Below are 20,710 nucleotides of genomic sequence, written 5' to 3'. Positions count from 1 at the left end.
CTGTGGACGAGATGAAGCGTCTTGATAAAGCCTATTGCTACACAGTCCAGCGGTTGTGCATCTCCACCCTACACGTATCCCTGATAATTCGGGTGCTGCCGCGCGCAGAATCCGCAGCGGGTTGGCATTTACCGTGAGCTCCGAAAGGGGAGGCTCACGCATCATGGCTAATTTAGGCGATGTTTCCGAAGCGCTCGCTCGGGGTCATTCGCAGCTGACTGCACTTTGTGAACTGGCCATGAATATTGGCTCGAAAAGCGAGTGAGAACTCTGCTTTGCGGCTTGATTCAGGCCTCATGTCACCTGCGCTCGTTACACCTGCAAACTCCACCGTTACGTAGCGAAAGCCCCGTAGGACGGCCTCGCGTCCTGGTGAATTGCGTTGGTCAGGGCCGGTTTTTGACCGTTGGTCCGCTGTCCAGGCCGCTTTTGGCGGCGTTCGCGACTATAGCAGCAATGATTAAGTGCTTCAATTCCATAAAAAATTGTTATCATCCGCGCCATGACGACTACTGCCCCTTCGACCCCAGGCGTACAACTGCTTGAGGTCTCGCCGGAATATGCCGGCCAACGTATTGATAACTTCCTCCTCGCTCGGCTCAAAGGCGTGCCCAAGACCTTGATTTACCGCATTTTGCGCAAAGGCGAAGTGCGTGTGAATAAAGGTCGGATCAAGCCCGAATACAAGCTGCAAGCGGGCGATATCGTGCGCGTACCGCCGGTTCGCGTGCCTGAGCGCGACGAGCCCGTGCCGCTGGCCCAAGGCCTGCTGCAGCGACTCGAAGCCTCGATTGTCTACGAAGACAAAGCGCTGCTCGTGATCAACAAGCCTTGTGGCATCGCTGTTCACGGCGGCAGCGGCTTGAATTACGGGGTCATCGAAGCCTTTCGTCAGTTGCGCCCCGATTGCAAGGAGCTCGAGCTGGTTCACCGTCTCGACCGTGACACCTCCGGCCTGCTGATGATCGCCAAGAAACGCAGCATGCTGCGTCACTTGCACACGGCGTTGCGCGGCGATGGCGTCGACAAGCGCTATATGGCGCTGGTTCGCGGGAACTGGGCGTCCTCGATCAAGCAAGTCCGGGCGGCGCTCGGCAAGAGCAATCTGCGCTCCGGCGAGCGGATGGTCGAGGTCGATGAGGAGGAGGGCAAGGAATCGGTGACCGTGTTCAAGGTTCTGCGTCGCTTTGGCGACTTTGCCACCCTGATCGAAGCCAAGCCGATCACCGGCCGCACTCACCAGATTCGCGTCCACACCTTGCACGCCGGGCACTGCATTGCTGGCGACACCAAGTACGGCGATGACGATTTCAGTAAGGAAATCCGTGATCTGGGCGGCAAGCGCCTGTTTCTGCACGCCTACATGCTGACCGTGCCCCTGCCCGATGGCGGTGAACTCAAGTTGCAGGCGCCGGTCGACGAGATGTGGGCCAAGACCGTGGAGCGATTGAGTGCGCCCATCTGATTACAAGCTGCTGATTTTCGATTGGGATGGCACGCTGGCTGATTCCATTGGTCGGATTGTCGAGGCGATGCACGTGGCGTCGGAGCGATCCGGGTTTCAATTGCGTGATGATTTTGCCGTAAAGGGCATCATCGGACTGGGCCTGCCGGAAGCCATCCGCACCTTGTATCCGGAAGTCGGCGATGCCGAGCTGATTGCATTTCGTCAGCACTATGCGGATCACTACATCGCCTCCGAGGCGGTGCCTTCGCCGTTGTTCGAGGGGGTGGTCGAGTCGATGGAGGCGTTTCGTGCCGAGGGTTATCATCTGGCCGTGGCGACTGGCAAGGCGCGTCGCGGGCTGGATCGGGTACTTAAGTCTCACGGCTGGGAAGATTATTTCGATATCACCCGTGCCGCCGACGAAACCGCCAGCAAGCCGCATCCGCTTATGCTTGAGCAGATCCTCGCCCATTGCGAGGTGCGTCCGGAACAGGCGCTGATGGTGGGGGATTCGTCCTTTGACTTGTTGATGGCACGCAACGCCGGCATGGATTCAGTGGCGGTCAGCTATGGTGCCCAATCCATCGAAGCGTTGAAGCTCTATGAGCCGCATCTGTCGATCGATCGGTTTTCCGAATTGCATGCCTGGCTGAGTCAGCAGGCTTAATACGTTTTTGCTGGGGTAGATGGCATGGCTGACGAATGGAAAGCGCCCGCCAAGGCGAGCGCAGAAAACGGTGACGAAAAAAGCTGGAAGCTGCTGGAGAAGACGTTGCTGGCCAGTGTGCAGGAACAGCGTCGTTCCCGTCGCTGGGGGATTTTCTTCAAGCTGCTGACCTTTGTGTATTTGTTCGTTGCATTGGCTTTGTTCTCGCCATTGATGGATATGGAAAAAGCCGCCACTCGCAGTGGTAACTACACCGCGCTGATCGACATCACCGGCATGATTGCCGACAAGGAGCCGGCCAGCGCCGACAATATCGTTGGCAGTCTGCGTGCAGCCTTCGAGGACGACAAGGTCAAGGGCGTCATCCTGCGTATCAACAGTCCGGGCGGCAGTCCGGTGCAGTCAGGCTACGTCTATGACGAGATTCGCCGTTTGCGCGGTCTGCACCCTGATACCAAGCTGTACGCAGTGATCTCCGATCTCGGTGCCTCCGGTGCCTACTACATCGCTAGCGCTGCTGATCAGATCTATGCCGACAAGGCGAGTCTGGTGGGCTCTATCGGTGTGACCGCGGCCGGTTACGGGTTTGTCGGCACCATGGAGAAGTTGGGTGTCGAACGACGCACCTATACCTCTGGCGAGCACAAATCGTTCCTCGATCCGTTTCAGCCGCAAAAACCTGAAGAGACGGCGTTCTGGCAGGGTGTGCTCGATACCACGCACAAGCAGTTCATTAATAGCGTCAAGCAGGGGCGTGGCGATCGCTTGAAGGACAAGGAGCATCCGGAGTTGTTCTCCGGGCTGGTCTGGAATGGTGAGCAGGCATTGCCGCTGGGATTGATCGATGGTCTGGGTAATGCCAGTTCGGTTGCGCGAGATGTGATCGGCGAAAAAGAACTGGTGGATTTCACTGTTCAGGAATCGCCGTTCGACCGCTTCTCGAAAAAACTGGGTGCCAGCGTGGCTGAGCATCTGGCGATGTGGATGGGTTTTAACGGTCCTTCACTGCGCTGATTTTCTGCCAACTCAAAACCGGCCTGTATGGCCGGTTTTTTCGTGCCTGCGCATGACCTGTAGGAGCTGGCTTGCCAGCGATGGCGGTATGTCTGATGCATCGCGTCGCCTGGTTCGCCAGCAAGCCGGCTCCTACGGGATTTGCACGCCTTCAGCCAATAGCATGTCGATCAAGCGAATCAACGGCAGGCCGACAAGACTGGTGGCGTCAGGGCCTTCCGTGCTATGAAACAGGCTCACTCCCAAGCCCTCGGCCTTGAAGCTGCCCGCGCAGTCGTAGGGCTGTTCCGCGTGCAGATAGCGCTCGATGCGTTCAGCGTCCAGTGCGCGCATGTGGACGGTGAAAGGCACGCAGTCGACCTGGCAGTCGCCCGACTCGCTATTGAGCACTGCCAGGCCGGTCAGGAAGGTTACGCTGGCGCCGCTGGAGGCCAGCAGTTGTTCGCGGGCCTTTTCAAAGGTGTGAGGCTTGCCGATAATCCTGTCGCCCAGCACGGCAACCTGATCGGAGCCGATGATCAGATGGGCTGGGTGAGTGCCGGCCAGCACCCGTGCTTTTTCTTCGGCGAGGCGTTTTACCAGATCAATGGCAAGCTCGCCCGGCCGATGGCTTTCGTCGATATCCGGTGAGCTGCAAGTGAACGGCAGCTGCAAGCGGGCCAGCAATTCCCGGCGATAAACCGAGCTGGAAGCGAGTAATAAAGGCAGCATGCGTGTCTCCAGATGGCAGGCTCGAATTCTAGCGGGGCTTCCAAGTGACGGACAGGGCTGAATTTCCTTTGACATGGGCGGGTGCATCCCTATAATGCTGCGCCTATGTTGAATGACCCGATTCCACCTCACGTTGACCCGCGCAAATTGGCTGATCGTGGCACCACCCTTCAAGGTGAAATGCTGCTGGCCGATTTGGAGAGACTCTGCGACCCGCTTTCCGACAATGTCGGTACGGTGCAGGCTAAATTCGTTTTTGAACGAGATGAACGTAAATCTGTGGTTATCCACAGTTTTATCGACACTGAAGTCAAAATGGTTTGCCAGCGTTGTCTTGAGCTGGTCACCCTGCCGATCCATAGCGAATGCAGTTACGCTGTGGTGAAGGAGGGTGCGAATACCCAGTCGTTGCCGAAAGGTTATGACGTGCTGGAACTGGGCGAAGATCCATTGGATCTGCAGTCACTGATCGAGGAGGAGCTTCTGCTCGCCTTGCCCATTGTGCCTGCTCATCATCCGGAAGAATGCCAGCAGCCGGCGGGAGCAGATGAGCCCGAACCGAGCGAGGACGAGGTAACGCGGTCCAACCCGTTCAGTGTATTGGCGCAGTTAAAGCGTGACCCAAACGTTTAGGAGTTAATCAATTATGGCTGTTCAGCAGAACAAAAAATCCCGCTCTGCCCGTGACATGCGCCGTTCGCACGACGCTCTCGAGGCTAGCACCCTGTCTGTAGAAAAAACCACCGGTGAAGTTCACCTGCGTCACCACGTATCGCCAGAAGGCGTATACCGTGGTCGTAAAGTGATCGACAAGGGCGCTGACGAGTAATCACTTGTCTGCTCAAGTCATCGCGATTGACGCAATGGGCGGGGACTTCGGTCCCCGCAGCATTGTCCAGGCCAGCCTTGCTTGCCTGTCTGCTACTCCCTCGCTGCACCTGACCCTTGTCGGTCAACCCTCCCTTCTTGAAGAATTGATCGCTGGCCAATCGGCTATGGATCGCGCACGCCTGTCGATTGCTCCGGCGTCCGAAGTCATTACCATGGACGAAAAGCCCGCCCAGGCCCTGCGTGGCAAGCCTGACTCGTCGATGCGAGTGGCGCTTGAGTTGCTGCGTGACGGCAAGGTCCAGGCCTGTGTCAGTGCCGGCAACACCGGTGCGCTGATGGCGTTGTCGCGGTTTGTGCTCAAGACTTTGCCGGGTATTGATCGGCCGGCCATGGTCGCGGCGATTCCGACGCAGAAAGGTTACTGCCAGTTGCTCGATCTGGGCGCCAATGTCGATTGCAGTGCCGAGCATCTTTTGCAGTTTGCAGTGATGGGGTCGGTTGCTGCGGAGACCCTGGGCATCGTGCGTCCGCGTGTAGCGTTACTGAATATCGGCACCGAAGACATCAAGGGTAATCAGCAGGTCAAGCTGGCCGCAACCTTGTTGCAGGCTGCGCGTGGCATCAATTACATCGGCTTTGTCGAGGGCGACGGTTTGTATCGCGGCGAAGCGGACGTGGTGGTGTGCGACGGATTTGTCGGCAATATCCTGCTCAAGTCCAGCGAAGGCCTGGCGACCATGATCGCCGGACGCATCGACGCGTTGTTCAAGAAAAGCCTGCCATCGCGCATGGTGGGTGCTTTGGCGTTGCCGCTGATGAAGCGTCTGCAAGCAGACCTGGCACCTGCAAGGCATAACGGTGCGAGTTTCCTTGGTTTGCAGGGGATTGTGGTGAAGAGCCATGGTTCTGCTGGCGTTCAGGGTTTTCAAAGTGCCATTTCCCGTGCCCTGATAGAGATCCAGGAAAACCTGCCGGAACGGATTCACGGCCGTCTGGAGGATTTGTTGCTTTAGGCGTTTTCGTCGGACAATGCTTAAATGTGACTGCTCAGTTCAATTGGCCATCCAACTGTCAGTTTCTTGCGTCCCCCAAAGCGGGACGTCAATTCTCCGACGACAAGATCATTAGGGGCTTGTTACATGTCTGCTTCCCTCGCATTTGTCTTTCCAGGACAGGGTTCGCAGTCCCTCGGCATGCTGGCCGAGTTGGGCGCGCAACATCCGGTTGTCCTCGAAACATTCAAAGAAGCTTCCGATGCTCTGGGTTACGACCTGTGGGCACTGACCCAGCAAGGGCCGGAAGAGCAACTCAATCAAACCGATAAAACCCAACCGGCCATTCTGACCGCCTCGATCGCCTTGTGGCGTTTGTGGCTGGCTGAAGGTGGTGCGAGTCCGGCTTATGTTGCTGGTCACAGCCTGGGTGAATACAGCGCACTGGTCGCGGCGGGCAGTCTGAGTCTGGGTGCCGCGGTGAAGTTGGTCGAGCGTCGTGGCCAACTGATGCAGGAAGCGGTACCAGCCGGGCAGGGTGGCATGGCTGCCATCCTAGGTCTGGAAGACGCCGATGTGCTGGCTGCCTGTGCCGAAGCGGCGCAAGGCGAAGTGGTCAGCGCGGTGAACTTCAACTCCCCGGGTCAGGTGGTTATCGCCGGTGCCAAGGCTGCGGTCGAACGCGCCATCGAAGGTTGCAAGGCTCGTGGTGCCAAGCGCGCCATGCCGCTGCCAGTCAGCGTGCCGTCCCATTGCGAGCTGATGCGCCCGGCCGCCGAGCGCTTCGCTGAAGCCATTGCCGCAATCGACTGGCAAGCGCCGCAGATTCCTGTTGTGCAAAACGTCAGCGCCGATGTGCCAGCCGATCTGGAAACCCTCAAGCGCGATCTTCTCGAGCAGCTCTACAAGCCAGTACGTTGGGTTGAATCGGTCCAGGCGCTGGCTGCCAAGGGCGCGACCAATCTGGTCGAGTGCGGTCCAGGCAAAGTGCTGGCCGGTCTGAACAAACGTTGCGCCGAAGGCGTATCGACTTCCAATCTCAATACCCCAGACGCTTTCGCTGCCGCCCGCGCAGCGTTGGCCTGAATCAGGAGAAGCTTGCATGAGTCTGCAAGGTAAAGTTGCACTGGTCACCGGTGCGAGCCGCGGTATCGGCCAGGCTATCGCCCTGGAGTTGGGTCGTCAGGGTGCCATTGTCGTTGGCACCGCGACTTCCGCCTCGGGTGCCGAGCGCATTGCCGCCACCCTGAAGGAAAACGGTATTCAAGGCACGGGCCTGGAACTCAATGTCACCAGCGACGAGTCCGTTGCGGCTGTCCTGGCGGCCATTCAGGAGCAGTTCGGTGCACCGGCGATCCTGGTCAACAATGCCGGCATCACCCGCGATAACCTGATGATGCGCATGAAAGACGACGAATGGCACGACGTTGTCGATACCAATCTGAACAGTCTGTTCCGCCTGTCCAAGGGCGTTTTGCGCGGCATGACCAAGGCGCGTTGGGGACGAATTATCAGTATTGGCTCGGTTGTGGGTGCCATGGGCAACGCAGGCCAAGTAAACTACGCAGCCGCCAAGGCCGGTCTGGAAGGTTTCAGCCGTGCGCTGGCGCGTGAAGTCGGTTCGCGTTCGATTACGGTAAACTCGGTGGCCCCAGGGTTCATCGACACCGATATGACCCGCGAACTGCCCGAGGCACAGCGTGAAGCCTTGCAGACGCAGATTCCGCTGGGTCGTCTGGGGCAAGCTCAAGAGATCGCGTCTGTGGTCGCTTTTCTTGCATCCGACGGTGCGGCTTACGTTACTGGGGCTACAATCCCGGTGAACGGCGGGATGTACATGTAATTCAAATGTGACGGATTGCTTCAAAAAAATGTCATACGAGCTGTCTAAAATCCGTTATAAAGCTGCAATCTATTTATAGGCAGCGGGTCGCAGGGTTTGAGGAGTGAAGCTTTCAGTTGAAAAGCTGAAAAGTCTTTCTATACACTTACCCACTGGCCAGCTGCCTGAATTTGTCCATTAGGAGTGAAAACAAGGTATGAGCACCATCGAAGAGCGCGTCAAGAAAATCGTTGCCGAGCAACTGGGCGTTAAAGAAGAAGAAGTGGTCAACACTGCTTCCTTCGTTGAAGACCTGGGCGCTGACTCCCTTGACACCGTTGAGCTGGTGATGGCTCTGGAAGAGGAATTCGAGACCGAAATCCCTGACGAAGAAGCTGAGAAGATCACTACTGTACAAGCTGCAATCGACTACGTTACTACGCACCAGGCGTAATAGTTTGTAATCGTTGCTCGCTGTCATGGAAAAACCGCACTGCCATCATGGCGTGCGGTTTTTTCTTTAGGCCTGATGCAAAGTCGTCATTTGAAAAAAGGAGAGTGCTGTGTCGCGTAGACGCGTCGTAGTCACCGGTATGGGTATGTTGTCGCCACTGGGCACGGATGTGCCAAGCAGCTGGCAGGGCATTCTGGCTGGCCGCAGTGGCATTGGTCTGATCGAACACACCGACCTTTCTGCCTATTCCACTCGTTTTGGCGGCTCGGTAAAGGGCTTCAACGTCGAGGAATACCTTTCGGTCAAGGAAGCTCGCAAACTCGACCTGTTCATTCAGTACGGTCTGGCCGCAGGTTTTCAGGCAGTACGCAATGCTGGCCTGGAAGTCACCGACGCCAACCGTGAACGCATCGGCGTGGCCATGGGTTCGGGTATTGGCGGACTGACCAATATCGAAGAAACCAGCCGCACTTTGCACGAGACCGGTCCACGACGGATTTCTCCTTTCTTCGTGCCTGGCTCGATCATCAATATGATTTCCGGCTTCCTGTCCATCCACTTGGGTGCACAGGGGCCAAACTACGCCATCGCCACTGCTTGCACGACCGGTACCCACTGTATCGGCATGGCGGCTCGCAATATCATGTACGACGAAGCCGATGTGATGATCGCTGGCGGCGCCGAGATGGCGGCCTGTGGTCTGGGCATGGGCGGCTTCGGTGCCTCTCGCGCGCTATCGACCCGAAACGATGAGCCGACCCGTGCCAGTCGTCCATGGGACAAAGGCCGAGATGGCTTCGTTCTGTCTGACGGTGCCGGTGCGTTGGTGCTCGAAGAGCTGGAGCACGCCAAGGCGCGCGGCGCGACCATTTATGCCGAGCTGATCGGCTTTGGTACCAGCGGTGATGCCTACCACATGACTTCACCGCCAGCCGATGGTGCGGGTGCTGCGCGTTGCATCACCAATGCCCTGCGCGACGCGAAAATCAATGGCGATCAGGTGCAGTACGTCAACGCCCACGGCACCTCGACCCCGGCAGGTGATCTCGCGGAAGCCAATGCGATCAAGTCGGTGTTCGGCGATCACGCCTACAAGCTGGCCGTCAGTTCGACCAAGTCCATGACCGGTCACCTATTGGGGGCTGCGGGCGCGGTCGAGGCGATTTTCAGCGTGCTGGCGATCAACAGTCAGGTGGCGCCTCCGACCATCAACCTCGATGAGCCGGACGAAGGCTGCGATCTCGATTTCGTGCCGCACACAGCGCGCAACATGGATATCGATGTGGTCCTGTCCAACTCCTTCGGGTTTGGCGGCACCAACGGCTCGCTGGTGTTCCGCCGGTTCGCAGGCTGATGGACAGCTGGGTCGACGGTCAGCCGGCTGACGCTCTGTCGCTGAAGGATCGCGGCCTGGCTTACGGCGATGGTCTGTTTGAGACCATCGCCGTGCGTGGCGGGCAGGCGCTGCTGCTGGAGCGGCACTTGTCGCGTCTCGCAGATGGTTGCTCGCGCCTGGCCATTGCGGCCGATCACGAGCTGATCTACAACGAGCTGCTCGCCTACGCCACCGCGTTGGGTGACGGAGTGCTCAAGCTCATCCTGACCCGCGGCGACAGTTTGCGGGGTTATGCTGCCGATCCAGCGGCCCAGGCCCGACGTATTCTGCAAGGCAATCCCCCTGTGGCGTATCCTGCCGTTTATGGCGAGAAGGGTATCCGCCTGTTTCCGTGTGCGACAAGGCTTTCCCGGCAACCACTGTTAGCCGGTCTCAAGCACTTGAACCGCCTTGAACAAGTCATAGCCCGCTCTGAATGGCAAGACACCGAACACGCCGAAGGCCTGATGCTCGATCAGGCGGGTCGCGTCATCGAAGGTGTGTTCAGTAACCTGTTCCTCGTGCGTGATGGGGTCTTGATTACTGCCGATCTGAACCGCTGCGGTGTGGCAGGCGTGATGCGTGCCGAATTATTGTTTCAAGCCGAGTCGTTGGGTATTCCCACGCAAATCACCGATATAAGCCTCGACCAGCTGCAGTGGGCTGACGAAGTCTTTGTCTGCAACAGCGTGTATGGCGTTTGGCCGGTGCATGCCTATGCAGCTCTGAGCTGGCCGGTTGGGCCGCTCACCCGTAAACTCCAAACCATTGCCCGCGCGCTACTGGATGCTTGATACGTGAGACGTAAATTCTTGCTGCTGCTGGAAACCGGACTGGTTCTGGCGGGGCTGATGTTGGGTGCTTCTGCCTGGAAAATTCATTCGGCGCTGGTGCAGCCGCTGAATATCGCTCAGGAAGAACTTCTGGAGGTGCCGAAGGGCACCACACCGAACCGAACCTTCCTGCGACTTGAAGCCGATGGTCTCATCAAGGACGCTTTCTGGCTGCGCGTATATTGGCGCTTCAATCTCCCCAAGCAACCACTGCACAGCGGCGAGTACCGCATGCTTCCCGGCATGACCGTCGAAGGTCTGATCGACTTGTGGAAGCGTGGGGAAATGGTGCAATACAGCGTGACGCTGGTGGAGGGCTGGAATTTCCATCAGGTCCGCGCAGCCCTGGCTAAAGAGGAAAAGCTCGATCACACCCTGGAAGGATTGAGCGATAGCCAGGTGATGGAAAAACTCGGTCATGCCGGGCTATTTCCGGAAGGGCGTTTCTTCCCCGATACCTACCGGTTCGTGCGCGGCATGACCGATGTCGAGCTGCTGAAAACGGCCTATGACCGTCTTGACGAGGTGCTGGCCAAGGAATGGAATCAGCGTGCTGCCGATGTGCCATACACCGAACCCTATCAGGCGCTGATCATGGCCTCACTGGTGGAGAAGGAAACCGGTGTGCCACAGGAGCGCGGGCAGATTGCCGGAGTCTTTGTGCGGCGCATGGCGATCGGCATGCTGTTGCAAACCGATCCAACCGTAATCTATGGCCTCGGTGACCGTTACAGCGGCAAGTTGACCCGCGCCCATCTCAAGGAGCCGACGCCTTACAACACCTATGTGATTGCCGGCCTGCCGCCAACCCCGATTGCCATGGTCGGTCGCGAAGCGATTCACGCCGCGCTGAATCCGGTGGCGGGAAATAGCCTTTACTTTGTGGCGCGCGGTGATGGCAGCCATGTGTTCTCCGATGATCTGGATGCGCACAACAATGCGGTTCGGGAGTTCCAGCTCAAGCGCCGCGCCGATTACCGTTCCAGCCCGGCGCCGGTTGCCTCTCCCGAGACGACTCAGGCCCCGGCTGTGGAGTCTCAGGTTGAGCCCGGTCACGTCGAGCAAGAACAGGAACCGATTCCTGCCGCTTCACCCGACACTGATCCCGAGGCTCTGCCGCCAGTTCCGCCGCAAGAACCCGCGCCTGAACCTGCACCCGCCTCCGCGTCCGAGCCGGATGCAGCAGCACCGCAAAGCCCGCAATGACTCTGACTAAGGACTGCCTGTGACTGGCTTGTTTATTACTCTGGAAGGCCCGGAAGGTGCCGGAAAAAGCACCAATCGCGAATACCTGGCAGAGCGCCTGCGCGCCGCCGGTATCGAGGTTGTGCTGACCCGTGAACCGGGCGGCACGCCGTTGGCGGAGCGCATCCGCGAAGTGCTGTTGGCGCCCGTCGACGAAGTCATGAACCCGGACACCGAGTTGCTGCTGGTATTCGCTGCGCGGGCCCAACACTTGGCCGAAGTGATTCGTCCGGCATTGGCCCGTGGTGCCGTGGTGTTGTGTGATCGTTTTACCGATTCGACCTACGCGTATCAGGGTGGTGGCCGCGGCTTGTCACTGGAGCGTATCGCTACCCTGGAAACCTTTGTTCAAGGCGATCTGCGCCCTGATCTGACGCTGATCTTCGATCTGCCGGTGGAAGTGGGGCTGGCCCGCGCCAGCGCTCGTGGTCGCCTAGACCGCTTCGAGCTGGAAGGCCGGACATTTTTTGACGCCGTGCGCAGTGCCTTCCTCAAGCGTGCCGCCGCGGAGCCCACGCGCTACGTGCTGGTCGACGCCGCGCAACCGCTGGCACAGGTCCAGCAATCACTGGATACCTTGCTGCCACGTCTGTTGGAGTTGACCCGTGGCTGAAGCCTATCCGTGGCAGGACAGTCTCTGGCAGCAGCTGGCCGGTCGTACGCAGCACGCCCACGCTTACTTGCTGCATGGTCCGGCCGGGATCGGCAAACGTGCGCTGGCCGAACGCTTGATGGCGAGCCTGCTGTGCCAGCGTCCTACCGCACAGGGCGCCTGCAGCGAATGCAAATCCTGTCTGTTGCTCAAGGCCGGCAGTCATCCCGACAATTACATTCTCGAGCCGGAAGAGGCTGACAAGGCAATCAAGGTCGATCAGGTCCGGGATCTGGTCAGCTTTGTGGTCCAGACTGCACAATTGGGCGGGCGCAAAGTGGTGCTGATCGAGCCGGTCGAGTCGATGAACATCAATGCCGCCAACGCCCTGCTCAAAAGCCTGGAAGAGCCGTCCGGCGATACCGTGTTGCTGTTGGTCAGCCACCAGCCGAGTCGTTTGCTGCCGACCATCAAGAGCCGCTGTGTGCAGCAGGCCTGCCCACTGCCAAGTGAAGCCATGAGTCGGGAATGGTTGGCCAAGGCACTGCCGGACTGTTCGGAAGAGGAACGCATTGAATTGCTGACCCTGGCCGCCGGGTCACCACTGGCAGCCGTCAACCTTCAGGCCCAGGGCGTGCGCGATCAGCGCGCGCAAGTGGTCGATGGCGTGAAGAAACTGCTCAAGCAGCAACAATCGCCGACACAACTGGCCGAAGGCTGGAATGCGATTCCGTTGTTGCTGCTGTTCGACTGGTTCTGCGATTGGTCGAGTTTGATCCTGCGTTATCAACTGACCCAGGATGAATCCGGGTTGGGACTGACGGATATGCGCAAGGTCATTCAATACCTGGCGCAAAAAGCCGGACAGGAGAAAGTCCTCAATATTCAGGACTGGATCCTCGCCCAGCGTCAGAAAGTGTTGAGCAAGGCCAACCTCAATCGGGTGTTGCTGCTGGAGGCGCTGCTGGTGCAATGGGCGTCCTTGCCTACCCAGAGATGATCGTCAGGCCTAGACTCTGAACATCCGCAGTGGAGGTCAGCATGAAAGAACCTGTCAGCCCGGGGCCGCGTAACGGTATCTTGTCCCTGACCATCAAGGACAAGTCGGTGCTTTACGCGGCTTACATGCCCTTCATCAAGAACGGCGGCCTGTTTATTCCGACCAACAAGAGCTACACGTTGGGCGATGAGGTGTTCATGCTGCTGCACTTGATGGATGAGCTGGAAAAGATCCCCGTGGCCGGCAAGGTCGCCTGGGTCACCCCCAAAGGCGCGCAGGGTAACCGCGCAGCCGGGGTTGGCGTGCAGTTCAATGAGGGCGATCACGCCGCGCGCAGTCGAATCGAAACCCATTTGGCCGGAGCCATCAAATCCGACCGTCCCACTCATACGATGTAAGTAGCAGCCCTTTTTATGCTCGTAGATTCCCATTGTCACCTTGATCGCCTCGACCTCACCGCCCATGACGGCTCCCTGGATGCTGCCCTTGAGGCGGCCCGTCAGCGCGGGGTAGGGCACTTTCTGTGTATTGGTGTCAGCGTCGACAACGCTGCTGATGTCAAAGCCCTTGCAGAAAAGTATGACGACGTCGACTGCTCGGTTGGCGTACATCCGCTGGACGTGCAGCCAGGAGCAGCTCCGGCGCTGGACTGGTTGCTGCAGGAACTCGAGCATCCGCGTGTGGTGGCGATCGGTGAAACCGGTCTGGATTATCACTACGAGCCTGAAGCGGCAGAGCTGCAGCAAGAGTCTTTCCGCCTGCACCTGCAAGCCGCGCAGCAAACCGGCAAGCCAGTGATCATCCACACCCGTGGCGCCCGTGAAGACACACTGAATTTGCTGCGGGGAGCGGCGCTGCCCCAGGCGGGTGTCCTGCATTGCTTCACCGAAGACTGGGACATGGCCAAGGCTGCCCTTGATATGGGCTATTACATCTCGCTGTCCGGTATTGTCACTTTCCGCAATGCCGACGCATTGCGGGATGTGGCCAGCAAAGTCCCTGCTGACCGTTTGCTGGTGGAAACCGACTCACCGTACCTGGCGCCGATCCCCCATCGCGGCAAGCCGAACTTGCCGCAGTATGTGCGGGAAGTGGCAGAGTTTCTGGCAATGCTGCGCGGCGAGTCATACGAGCGATTTGCCGAGCAGACCACCGAGAACTTCAAGCGTTTGTTTCCGCTGGCGCACGTGAAAGGTTAAATCGCAGGCAAAAAAAACCCGGGTTCTGGGGGGTGAATCCGGGTTAAGACCATTAGGAGTAAAACAATGGCACGCGGTCCGTTGGTACCAATATCGGCGCGACACTTGGGGGAGATGCCCCGCCGACAGTTCAAGTATTGATCAGTATTGCGCCGTTGCCAGTTTACTGACCCCGGTTTTTAAACAATTTTGGAATACGCCCGCTTCAGAAGAGTTCTCATCAACTGAAGACCCTGTGCGAAATGATCAAGAAACACTGATATGGTCCGATGATCCGTGCATTTTTGCGTAATTTAGGCATAATACGCGGCTTCGAATTTTGACCCCTACAGACCTTTTCTTATGCATAAAGAACCTCGTAAGGTCCGTGAGTTTCGTCGCCGCGAGCAAGAAATTCTCGATACCGCGCTCAAGCTGTTCCTCGAACAAGGTGAAGACAGTGTCACCGTCGAGATGATTGCTGATGCCGTCGGTATCGGCAAAGGCACGATCTACAAGCACTTCAAATCCAAAGCCGAGATTTATCTGCGCCTGATGCTCGACTACGAGCGCGATTTGAACGAGCTGCTGCATTCCGCCGACGTCGACAAGGACAAGGAAGCCCTGTCCCGCGCTTATTTCGAATTCCGCATGCGTGATCCACAGCGTTATCGCTTGTTCGATCGCCTGGAAGAAAAAGTGGTCAAGGGCAACCAGGTTCCGGAGATGATCGAGGAGCTGCACAAGATCCGCGCCTCCAACTTCGAACGCCTGACCTTGTTGATCAAGGGCCGCATCAGCGAAGGCAAGCTCGAAGACGTTCCGCCTTATTTCCACTATTGCGCGTCCTGGGCGCTGGTGCACGGTGCCGTAGCGCTGTATCACTCGCCGTTCTGGAGCAATGTGCTGGAAGATCAGGAGGGTTTTTTCCAGTTCTTGATGGACATCGGCGTGCGCATGGGCAACAAGCGCAAGCGCGACACCGACACCTCGAGCAGCTGAGCCATTCAGCCGCCTTATTGCGCCGTGATTTCCCTACATGGCGCAATGCCGCAGGAATATACTCAGGCATGGGACTTGCTAAAACTTGATTTGTGAGTCAAGTTTTAGCGGTTCGATTTTCTTTCGCCGGAGTGATCCATGATCGTTGACCGTCAAGGCAGGCGTTTTCGCAATTTGCGCATCAGCCTGACCTCAGCCTGCAATTACGCTTGTACCTACTGCGTGCCCAACGGCAAGCGGCTGGTGGCTGCGCAGGATGAATTGTCGGCCGAGGCCATGGCTCGCGGCGTGGCCTATTTGATTGAAGCAGCAGGCATCGAGCGTTTACGCATCACCGGTGGCGAGCCGCTGGTCAGCCCGAAACTCGAAGCCTTCATGACCGCTGTCGGGAAGATGGGCCTGGAAGACATCAGCCTGACCACTAACGGTCAATTGCTGGCGAAGAAGCTGCCGCTGCTGGTTGATGCCGGTATTCGGCGGATCAACGTTTCCCTCGATACGCTGGATGCCAGCGCATTCCGCTCTATCGCCCGTGGCGGAGATCTGGCGACGGTGCTTGATGGCATGGACCAGGCGAACGCCGCTGGCATCAAGATCAAGGTCAACATGGTGCCGTTGCGCGGGCAGAACCTCGATCAGGTGATGCCACTGCTCGATTATTGCCTGGACCGCGGCTATGAGCTGCGCTTCATTGAGCTGATGCGCATGGGCCACCTGGCCAGCGACTCCAACGCCTTCTTGCAGCAGTTTGTCAGCCTTCAGCAATTACTGAACCTGATCGGTGATCGCTACGAGTATCTCCAGGCCGACGCCCCGGTTGATGCGACGGCGGTACGCTACGAAATTCCGGGCATGGGCCATTTCGGTGTGATTGCCAACGAAAGCGTGCCGTTCTGCCGGACCTGTTCTCGCCTGCGGCTCTCGTCTACGGGATGGTTGCATGGCTGTCTGTCGTCGAGTAATCGTCACTATGTCGGTGATTTGCTGGACAAGCCGCGTCACCAAGCGTTGCCGGCCTTGCAGCGGTTGCTGGTCAAGGCGTTGGGCGATAAGCAGGAAGTGGCGTTTTCCGGCGGGGCGACGGTCATGAAGATTATCGGCGGCTAAAGCGGACCTGTGGCGAGGGAGCTTGCTCCCGCAGAGGTGCGAAGCAACCCTGAATTCTCAAGTACACAGTATTCCTCACTATTAACGACTGCTGCGCAGCCGAGCGGGAGCAAGCTCCCTCGCCACAGGTAAGCACGATAAATCTGGAAATATCCGTGATCGCAAGGAGTGGCGCAAAATCTGCATCCCACCGCCATTCGCCGGTTTTCCGTCACCGGCTTCTGGAGGATAGGATGCGTAGCCTGGTTTTGCTGCTGGCCGTTTTGGCGCTTGGTGGCTGCATGAATGTCAGCGATATGGCCGAAGGGACTCGCTACCACATGAGTGACGCGGGACTGTTGGACCATAGCGACAGCCGCCGCGTGAACAACCTGCGCATTCAGCCGGACTCGTTCGTCTACATCGCCCAGGGCGCATTCCTGCCGCCGGGCAGCGCCGTTTATCCACGACCTAACGTCATTGCCGAAGTGGCGTTCGACGGCTTTGTCGATTACTTCCCGATGGTCCGACGCGCCCGCGCACCGGAAGGCCTTGACCAGGCCATGAGCGATGCTCGCTCCGTCGGCGCCCATTACCTGCTCTATACCCGGTTCGCCAAGTCTGACGACCGCATCGGCAACTCGGATGAATGGCTGGATCAGGAAGCGCTGGACCGCCTCGGTGTCGACAGCGGTGTTATTCAGATCATGTTGATCGAGACCAGCACCCAGTATTTGATTGATACTGCACGTATCAAGAGTCGTGGCGGTTTGCTGACGTTCCACGACAAGAAGCCAGAAGACCTGATGGGCCCGCCGCTGGAGCAGTACGCTCGCAGCTTGCTGGGGCTCAGCGACTAGTAATCCAAGGAGATCGCCATGAGTGGCCCGCAAAAAGCCAACGACCTGTTGGGGCAAATCCCCAAAACCAAAGGCTTGCCGCCGGTCCACTTGTGGAATCCCGACTTCTGCGGCGACATCGACATGCGCATTGCCCGCGACGGTACGTGGTATTACCTGGGTACGCCGATCGGTCGCAAGCCGATGGTCAAGCTGTTCTCCACCATCATTCGTCGCGATGGTGACGATTACTTCCTCATCACCCCGGTCGAGAAGGTCGGCATCAAGGTCGATGACGTGCCCTTCGTGGCGATTGCCGTGGACGTGGAAGGTGAGGGTGAGGCGCAGATCTTGCGCTTCACCACCAACGTCGACGAAATCACTGACGCCGGTGCCGAGCATCCGATTCGCGTGGTGATTGATCCTGTCACCCAAGAGCCGGCGCCGTACGTGCATGTGCGCACCAACCTTGAAGCGTTAATCCATCGCAATGTGTTCTATCAACTGGTGGAGCTGGCGGTAAGTCGTGAGTTCGACGGAGAGCGTTGGTTGGGTGTGTGGAGTGGCGGCGAGTTTTTCCGCATCGGTCTTGAGCCATGAAAAGATCGCAGCCTGCGGCAGTTCCTTCAGAGGAATGTAAACTCCGGTAGGAGTTGCCGCAGGCTGCGATCTTTTTTATTTGACAGTCAATCATATGATGATTAGCGTGGGCACCCATCGCGAACGGCTTTGAGGTGTCCATGTCCAGCAGCTTTCATGCTACGACCGTCGACTGGCTGGGTTGCTGGATTGCTACCGGGCAAGTAAAACCCGGCGAAACCCTCAAGGTCGAAGCCGACCTTGGCGAACAACTCGGCGTCAGCCGCACGGTCATCCGCGAAGCCATCAAGACCCTGGTCGCCAAAGGGATGCTCGAAGTCGGGCCGAAAGTTGGTACGCGGGTGTTGCCGGTTCGGCGCTGGAATCTGTTCGATCCGCAAGTCGTCGGTTGGCTTTCACGCAGCGGTTTGCCGGAAAACTTCGTCGATGACTTACTCGACCTGCGCCGTACCATCGAACCGATGGCCGTGCGCTGGGCTTGCGAACGAGCGACTGCCGAGCAGGTGGAGGCCGTTTTACTGGCCTACAACGCACTCGAGCGCGCAGTGGACAGCGGCGTCGATTACAACCGCGCCGACCAGTTCTTCCACGAGTGCATTCTCGCCGCCAGCCACAATCAATTCATCGAACAAATGGTCCCGGCCCTTGGCGCGCTGCTGGCGGTGTGTTTTGAGGTGTCCGCCGCCGACCCCGATGAACTGCGCCGTACCTTGCCGATTCACAAAGACATGGCCGATGCCATCGCCGCGCGGGATGCCGCACGGGGTGTCTGGGCCTGCATGACCCTGATCGACAACGCCGACCTCGCCATCAAGCGCTATTACCCGCAATTCATGGCCGACAAAAAAGCCAGTTGAGAATGAAGAGCCTGTAGGAGCCGGCAAGCCAGGCTCCCACACGAAAAACAATAAGAAAGCAGGAGGTTTCATGGAGTGGACTGCGGTTACCGAACACCGGGCGCAGCTTGGCGAAGGCCCGTTTTGGGATGTGCCAACCCGGGCGTTGTATTGGGTGGACATCGCCGGCAAGCAAGCGCTGCGGCTGATCGGCGCCAACGTACAGATCTGGCAGATGCCGGAGCACGTTTCGGCGTTCATTCCCTGCGAAAGCGGCGACGCGCTCGTGACCTTGAGCAGTGGCATCTATCGCCTCGATCTGGATTCGCCGGGTCTGGAGCCACGGCTGACATTACTCTGCGTCGCCGATCCGCAACCGGGCAACCGCGCCAATGAAGCTCGCTGCGATGCCCAAGGCCGGCTGTGGCTAGGCACCATGCAAAACAACATCGGTGAGCAGGGCGAAGACTTGCCCATTGAACGGCGTTCCGGCGGTCTGTTCCGCATTGATCGCGATGCGCGGGTGACGCCGCTGCTGCGTGGCCTAGGCATTCCCAACACGCTGCTGTGGAGCGATGACGCTACGACCGTGTGTTTCGGCGACAGCCTCGACGGCACGCTGTATCAGCATTTCATTCGTACCGACGGCAGCCTCGAGCCGGCTCAGCCCTGGTTCGGTCCTCATGGGCGCGGCGGTCCGGACGGCTCGGCGATGGATGCCGAAGGGTTCATCTGGAACGCCCGTTGGGACGGTAGTTGCCTGTTACGGCTGAGCCCGGAAGGCAAGGTTGATCAGCTGATTGAGCTGCCTGTCAGCCGACCGACCAGTTGCGTGTTCGGTGGCGACGACTTGAAAACGCTGTACATCACCAGCGCCGCGAGCCCGCTTGGGCATCCGCTGGATGGGGCGATGTTGTCAATTCGCCTCGATATGCCCGGGAAGCGATGCACTCGATTTGCTGGTTAGATCCCAAAATATGGGATGTTAAATTATATATTGAGATTATTTGGCGGTCGGGTTTATAGTCGGCGCCATCAGTTACACGCACTCACACTTAAAAAAACAAAACAGGTGAAGTGATGCAGCGATATTCCACCGCATTCCCTTGCGGAATCAGTGCTTCAGAACGTCTCCTCGCTGAAACGTTTTTGCGTTCGCCTGTTTCTTTCCAGCGTTCAACGCCTTTTGACCGGACATCCTTGGATGCCCGGTTTTCGTCGTGCTGTGGAACCGGAGTCTTGATCCATGTCTGAACCTCTGTCCTTGCCCCCAGTGCCCGAGCCGCCGAAAGGCGAGCGCCTGAAAAACAAAGTCGTGCTGCTGACCGGCGCCGCTCAGGGCATTGGTGAGGCGATTGTCGCGACGTTCGCCTCCCAGCAAGCCAGGTTGGTCATCAGCGATATCCAGGGCGAAAAAGTCGAAGCAGTCGCGGCGCACTGGCGGAACCAGGGTGCCGATGTCGTGGCGCTCAAGGCCGACGTTTCGCAGCAGCAGGATCTGCACGCCATGGCCAGATTAGCGGTCGAGCGTCACGGTCGGATCGACGTGCTGGTCAACTGCGCCGGGGTCAATGTCTTCCTCGATCCGCTGCAAATGACCGAAGAGGACTGGCGCCGCTGCTTTGCCATCGACCTCGATGGCGCCTGGTTCGGCTGCAAGGCTGTGTTGCCGCAGATGATCGAGCAGGGCATCGGCAGCATCATCAACATTGCCTCGACCCATTCCAGCCACATCATTCCAGGCTGCTTCCCGTACCCGGTGGCCAAGCACGGCTTGCTCGGCCTGACCCGCGCCTTGGGCATTGAATACGCACCCAAGGGCATTCGCGTCAACGCCATTGCGCCGGGCTACATTGAAACGCAACTGAACGTCGACTACTGGAACGGGTTTGCCGACCCCCACGCCGAACGTCAGCGCGCCTTCGATCTGCATCCACCCAAGCGTATCGGCCAGCCTGTTGAAGTGGCCATGACCGCTGTATTTCTGGCCAGTGATGAAGCGCCGTTCATCAATGCCTCGTGCATCACCATCGATGGCGGGCGCTCGGTGATGTACCACGACTGAGTGAACGGGATTTCAGGCGTACAACTACGCTTGAAATCCAATCATCATACGATATGACTATTGGCAATACGGTTTCACCGCTTTCAAATAACGCTCAAAAAAAATAACAAGGAGTCAGCTT

At 58.3% G+C, this 20,710-nt stretch carries 24 protein-coding genes; 23 read left to right on the top strand and 1 reads right to left on the bottom strand.

The annotated features are described in order from the left end of the window. The first annotated feature begins 502 nt into the window (after window positions 1-502). From rluC to ABVN21_RS16285, 3 genes are read left to right on the top strand one after another with little or no spacing between them, the layout of a single operon-like run. Entirely contained in the window at window positions 503-1,465 is a 963-nt protein-coding gene (rluC, locus tag ABVN21_RS16295; RefSeq protein WP_150732332.1) for a 23S rRNA pseudouridine(955/2504/2580) synthase RluC, read from the top strand. Then, on the top strand, window positions 1,452-2,114 hold the full coding sequence (locus tag ABVN21_RS16290; RefSeq protein WP_339555626.1) for an HAD-IA family hydrolase: 663 nt from the start codon (window positions 1,452-1,454) through the stop codon (window positions 2,112-2,114). Before rluC ends, ABVN21_RS16290 begins: the two co-directional genes overlap by 14 nt. A gap of 24 nt (window positions 2,115-2,138) precedes the next feature. Continuing rightward, window positions 2,139-3,128, top strand: a complete 990-nt coding sequence (locus ABVN21_RS16285; RefSeq protein WP_339555627.1) for a S49 family peptidase — start codon at window positions 2,139-2,141, stop codon at window positions 3,126-3,128. Between the two features lie 132 nt (window positions 3,129-3,260). Here ABVN21_RS16285 and ABVN21_RS16280 read toward each other — a convergent pair whose 3' ends face one another. Next, window positions 3,261-3,839 carry a nucleoside triphosphate pyrophosphatase gene (locus tag ABVN21_RS16280; RefSeq protein ID WP_339555628.1) on the bottom strand — a complete coding sequence of 193 codons (579 nt, stop codon included), beginning with the start codon at window positions 3,837-3,839 and terminating at the stop codon, window positions 3,261-3,263. Between the two features lie 105 nt (window positions 3,840-3,944). Between ABVN21_RS16280 and ABVN21_RS16275 the strand changes: the two genes are divergently transcribed. From ABVN21_RS16275 to ABVN21_RS16180, 20 genes are all read left to right on the top strand, one after another. Then, a complete protein-coding gene (locus ABVN21_RS16275) occupies window positions 3,945-4,472 on the top strand; it encodes a YceD family protein (RefSeq protein ID WP_007942001.1) in 528 nt (175 codons plus the stop codon). A 13-nt stretch (window positions 4,473-4,485) separates the two neighbouring features. Beyond that, window positions 4,486-4,668 carry a 50S ribosomal protein L32 gene (rpmF, locus tag ABVN21_RS16270; protein ID WP_003179396.1) on the top strand — a complete coding sequence of 61 codons (183 nt, stop codon included), beginning with the start codon at window positions 4,486-4,488 and terminating at the stop codon, window positions 4,666-4,668. A gap of 4 nt (window positions 4,669-4,672) precedes the next feature. Next, entirely contained in the window at window positions 4,673-5,683 is a 1,011-nt protein-coding gene (gene plsX, locus ABVN21_RS16265; RefSeq protein WP_339555629.1) for a phosphate acyltransferase PlsX, read from the top strand. A 126-nt stretch (window positions 5,684-5,809) separates the two neighbouring features. After that, window positions 5,810-6,748: an ACP S-malonyltransferase gene (fabD, locus tag ABVN21_RS16260; protein ID WP_339555630.1), complete on the top strand. Its 939-nt coding sequence runs from the start codon at window positions 5,810-5,812 to the stop codon at window positions 6,746-6,748. 16 nt (window positions 6,749-6,764) lie between these two features. Then, window positions 6,765-7,505, top strand: a complete 741-nt coding sequence (fabG, locus tag ABVN21_RS16255; protein WP_339555631.1) for a 3-oxoacyl-ACP reductase FabG — start codon at window positions 6,765-6,767, stop codon at window positions 7,503-7,505. Between the two features lie 196 nt (window positions 7,506-7,701). Then, window positions 7,702-7,938, top strand: coding sequence for an acyl carrier protein (acpP, locus tag ABVN21_RS16250; RefSeq protein ID WP_077047035.1), 237 nt, complete (start codon window positions 7,702-7,704; stop codon window positions 7,936-7,938). A 109-nt stretch (window positions 7,939-8,047) separates the two neighbouring features. Next, window positions 8,048-9,292: a beta-ketoacyl-ACP synthase II gene (gene fabF, locus ABVN21_RS16245; protein WP_034149956.1), complete on the top strand. Its 1,245-nt coding sequence runs from the start codon at window positions 8,048-8,050 to the stop codon at window positions 9,290-9,292. Next, complete coding sequence (gene pabC / locus ABVN21_RS16240) at window positions 9,292-10,107, top strand: aminodeoxychorismate lyase (RefSeq protein WP_339555632.1); 816 nt, start codon at window positions 9,292-9,294, stop codon at window positions 10,105-10,107. The genes fabF and pabC overlap by 1 nt, the downstream gene beginning before the upstream one ends. Before the next feature lie 3 nt (window positions 10,108-10,110). Further along, window positions 10,111-11,352 (top strand): endolytic transglycosylase MltG, encoded by a 1,242-nt coding sequence (mltG, locus tag ABVN21_RS16235; RefSeq protein WP_339555633.1) that lies wholly within the window; start codon window positions 10,111-10,113, stop codon window positions 11,350-11,352. Between the two features lie 19 nt (window positions 11,353-11,371). Further along, the gene (tmk, locus tag ABVN21_RS16230) at window positions 11,372-12,004 is read left to right on the top strand and encodes a dTMP kinase (RefSeq protein ID WP_339555634.1); all 633 of its coding nucleotides are present in this window, start codon (window positions 11,372-11,374) and stop codon (window positions 12,002-12,004) included. Continuing rightward, complete coding sequence (locus ABVN21_RS16225) at window positions 11,997-12,983, top strand: DNA polymerase III subunit delta' (RefSeq protein WP_339555635.1); 987 nt, start codon at window positions 11,997-11,999, stop codon at window positions 12,981-12,983. The genes tmk and ABVN21_RS16225 overlap by 8 nt, the downstream gene beginning before the upstream one ends. Before the next feature lie 41 nt (window positions 12,984-13,024). Beyond that, window positions 13,025-13,381, top strand: a complete 357-nt coding sequence (locus ABVN21_RS16220; protein WP_339555636.1) for a PilZ domain-containing protein — start codon at window positions 13,025-13,027, stop codon at window positions 13,379-13,381. A gap of 15 nt (window positions 13,382-13,396) precedes the next feature. Further along, complete coding sequence (locus tag ABVN21_RS16215) at window positions 13,397-14,182, top strand: TatD family hydrolase (RefSeq protein ID WP_339555637.1); 786 nt, start codon at window positions 13,397-13,399, stop codon at window positions 14,180-14,182. A 342-nt stretch (window positions 14,183-14,524) separates the two neighbouring features. Beyond that, window positions 14,525-15,163 (top strand): TetR/AcrR family transcriptional regulator, encoded by a 639-nt coding sequence (locus ABVN21_RS16210; protein WP_175376089.1) that lies wholly within the window; start codon window positions 14,525-14,527, stop codon window positions 15,161-15,163. A gap of 138 nt (window positions 15,164-15,301) precedes the next feature. Further along, the gene (locus ABVN21_RS16205) at window positions 15,302-16,270 is read left to right on the top strand and encodes a radical SAM protein (protein ID WP_339555638.1); all 969 of its coding nucleotides are present in this window, start codon (window positions 15,302-15,304) and stop codon (window positions 16,268-16,270) included. A 233-nt stretch (window positions 16,271-16,503) separates the two neighbouring features. Further along, on the top strand, window positions 16,504-17,109 hold the full coding sequence (locus ABVN21_RS16200; RefSeq protein ID WP_339555639.1) for a DUF4823 domain-containing protein: 606 nt from the start codon (window positions 16,504-16,506) through the stop codon (window positions 17,107-17,109). A gap of 18 nt (window positions 17,110-17,127) precedes the next feature. Continuing rightward, window positions 17,128-17,688: a DUF1285 domain-containing protein gene (locus ABVN21_RS16195; protein WP_339555640.1), complete on the top strand. Its 561-nt coding sequence runs from the start codon at window positions 17,128-17,130 to the stop codon at window positions 17,686-17,688. A gap of 140 nt (window positions 17,689-17,828) precedes the next feature. Next, the gene (locus ABVN21_RS16190) at window positions 17,829-18,545 is read left to right on the top strand and encodes a FadR/GntR family transcriptional regulator (RefSeq protein ID WP_339555641.1); all 717 of its coding nucleotides are present in this window, start codon (window positions 17,829-17,831) and stop codon (window positions 18,543-18,545) included. 70 nt (window positions 18,546-18,615) lie between these two features. Beyond that, window positions 18,616-19,491 (top strand): SMP-30/gluconolactonase/LRE family protein, encoded by an 876-nt coding sequence (locus tag ABVN21_RS16185; protein WP_339555642.1) that lies wholly within the window; start codon window positions 18,616-18,618, stop codon window positions 19,489-19,491. Between the two features lie 279 nt (window positions 19,492-19,770). Next, window positions 19,771-20,589 (top strand): SDR family oxidoreductase, encoded by an 819-nt coding sequence (locus ABVN21_RS16180; protein ID WP_339555643.1) that lies wholly within the window; start codon window positions 19,771-19,773, stop codon window positions 20,587-20,589. The last annotated feature ends 121 nt before the right edge of the window (window positions 20,590-20,710 follow it).

The sequence above is a fragment of the Pseudomonas sp. MYb327 genome, assembly GCF_040438925.1.
Taxonomy (GTDB): Bacteria; Pseudomonadota; Gammaproteobacteria; order Pseudomonadales; family Pseudomonadaceae; genus Aquipseudomonas.
This window is presented reverse-complemented; position numbering and strand designations above follow the sequence as displayed.

What these genes read in the sequence shown, in the direction of transcription:
- rluC (WP_150732332.1), top strand. Translation starts at nt 503, where the DNA reads ATGACGACTACTGCCCCTTCGACCCCAGGCGTACAACTGCTTGAGGTC.
- ABVN21_RS16285 (WP_339555627.1), top strand. Translation starts at nt 2,139, where the DNA reads ATGGCTGACGAATGGAAAGCGCCCGCCAAGGCGAGCGCAGAAAACGGT.
- ABVN21_RS16280 (WP_339555628.1), bottom strand. Translation starts at nt 3,839, where the DNA reads ATGCTGCCTTTATTACTCGCTTCCAGCTCGGTTTATCGCCGGGAATTG.
- ABVN21_RS16275 (WP_007942001.1), top strand. Translation starts at nt 3,945, where the DNA reads ATGTTGAATGACCCGATTCCACCTCACGTTGACCCGCGCAAATTGGCT.
- rpmF (WP_003179396.1), top strand. Translation starts at nt 4,486, where the DNA reads ATGGCTGTTCAGCAGAACAAAAAATCCCGCTCTGCCCGTGACATGCGC.
- fabD (WP_339555630.1), top strand. Translation starts at nt 5,810, where the DNA reads ATGTCTGCTTCCCTCGCATTTGTCTTTCCAGGACAGGGTTCGCAGTCC.
- fabG (WP_339555631.1), top strand. Translation starts at nt 6,765, where the DNA reads ATGAGTCTGCAAGGTAAAGTTGCACTGGTCACCGGTGCGAGCCGCGGT.
- acpP (WP_077047035.1), top strand. Translation starts at nt 7,702, where the DNA reads ATGAGCACCATCGAAGAGCGCGTCAAGAAAATCGTTGCCGAGCAACTG.
- pabC (WP_339555632.1), top strand. Translation starts at nt 9,292, where the DNA reads ATGGACAGCTGGGTCGACGGTCAGCCGGCTGACGCTCTGTCGCTGAAG.
- ABVN21_RS16220 (WP_339555636.1), top strand. Translation starts at nt 13,025, where the DNA reads ATGAAAGAACCTGTCAGCCCGGGGCCGCGTAACGGTATCTTGTCCCTG.
- ABVN21_RS16215 (WP_339555637.1), top strand. Translation starts at nt 13,397, where the DNA reads ATGCTCGTAGATTCCCATTGTCACCTTGATCGCCTCGACCTCACCGCC.
- ABVN21_RS16210 (WP_175376089.1), top strand. Translation starts at nt 14,525, where the DNA reads ATGCATAAAGAACCTCGTAAGGTCCGTGAGTTTCGTCGCCGCGAGCAA.
- ABVN21_RS16205 (WP_339555638.1), top strand. Translation starts at nt 15,302, where the DNA reads ATGATCGTTGACCGTCAAGGCAGGCGTTTTCGCAATTTGCGCATCAGC.
- ABVN21_RS16200 (WP_339555639.1), top strand. Translation starts at nt 16,504, where the DNA reads ATGCGTAGCCTGGTTTTGCTGCTGGCCGTTTTGGCGCTTGGTGGCTGC.
- ABVN21_RS16195 (WP_339555640.1), top strand. Translation starts at nt 17,128, where the DNA reads ATGAGTGGCCCGCAAAAAGCCAACGACCTGTTGGGGCAAATCCCCAAA.
- ABVN21_RS16190 (WP_339555641.1), top strand. Translation starts at nt 17,829, where the DNA reads ATGTCCAGCAGCTTTCATGCTACGACCGTCGACTGGCTGGGTTGCTGG.
- ABVN21_RS16185 (WP_339555642.1), top strand. Translation starts at nt 18,616, where the DNA reads ATGGAGTGGACTGCGGTTACCGAACACCGGGCGCAGCTTGGCGAAGGC.
- ABVN21_RS16180 (WP_339555643.1), top strand. Translation starts at nt 19,771, where the DNA reads ATGTCTGAACCTCTGTCCTTGCCCCCAGTGCCCGAGCCGCCGAAAGGC.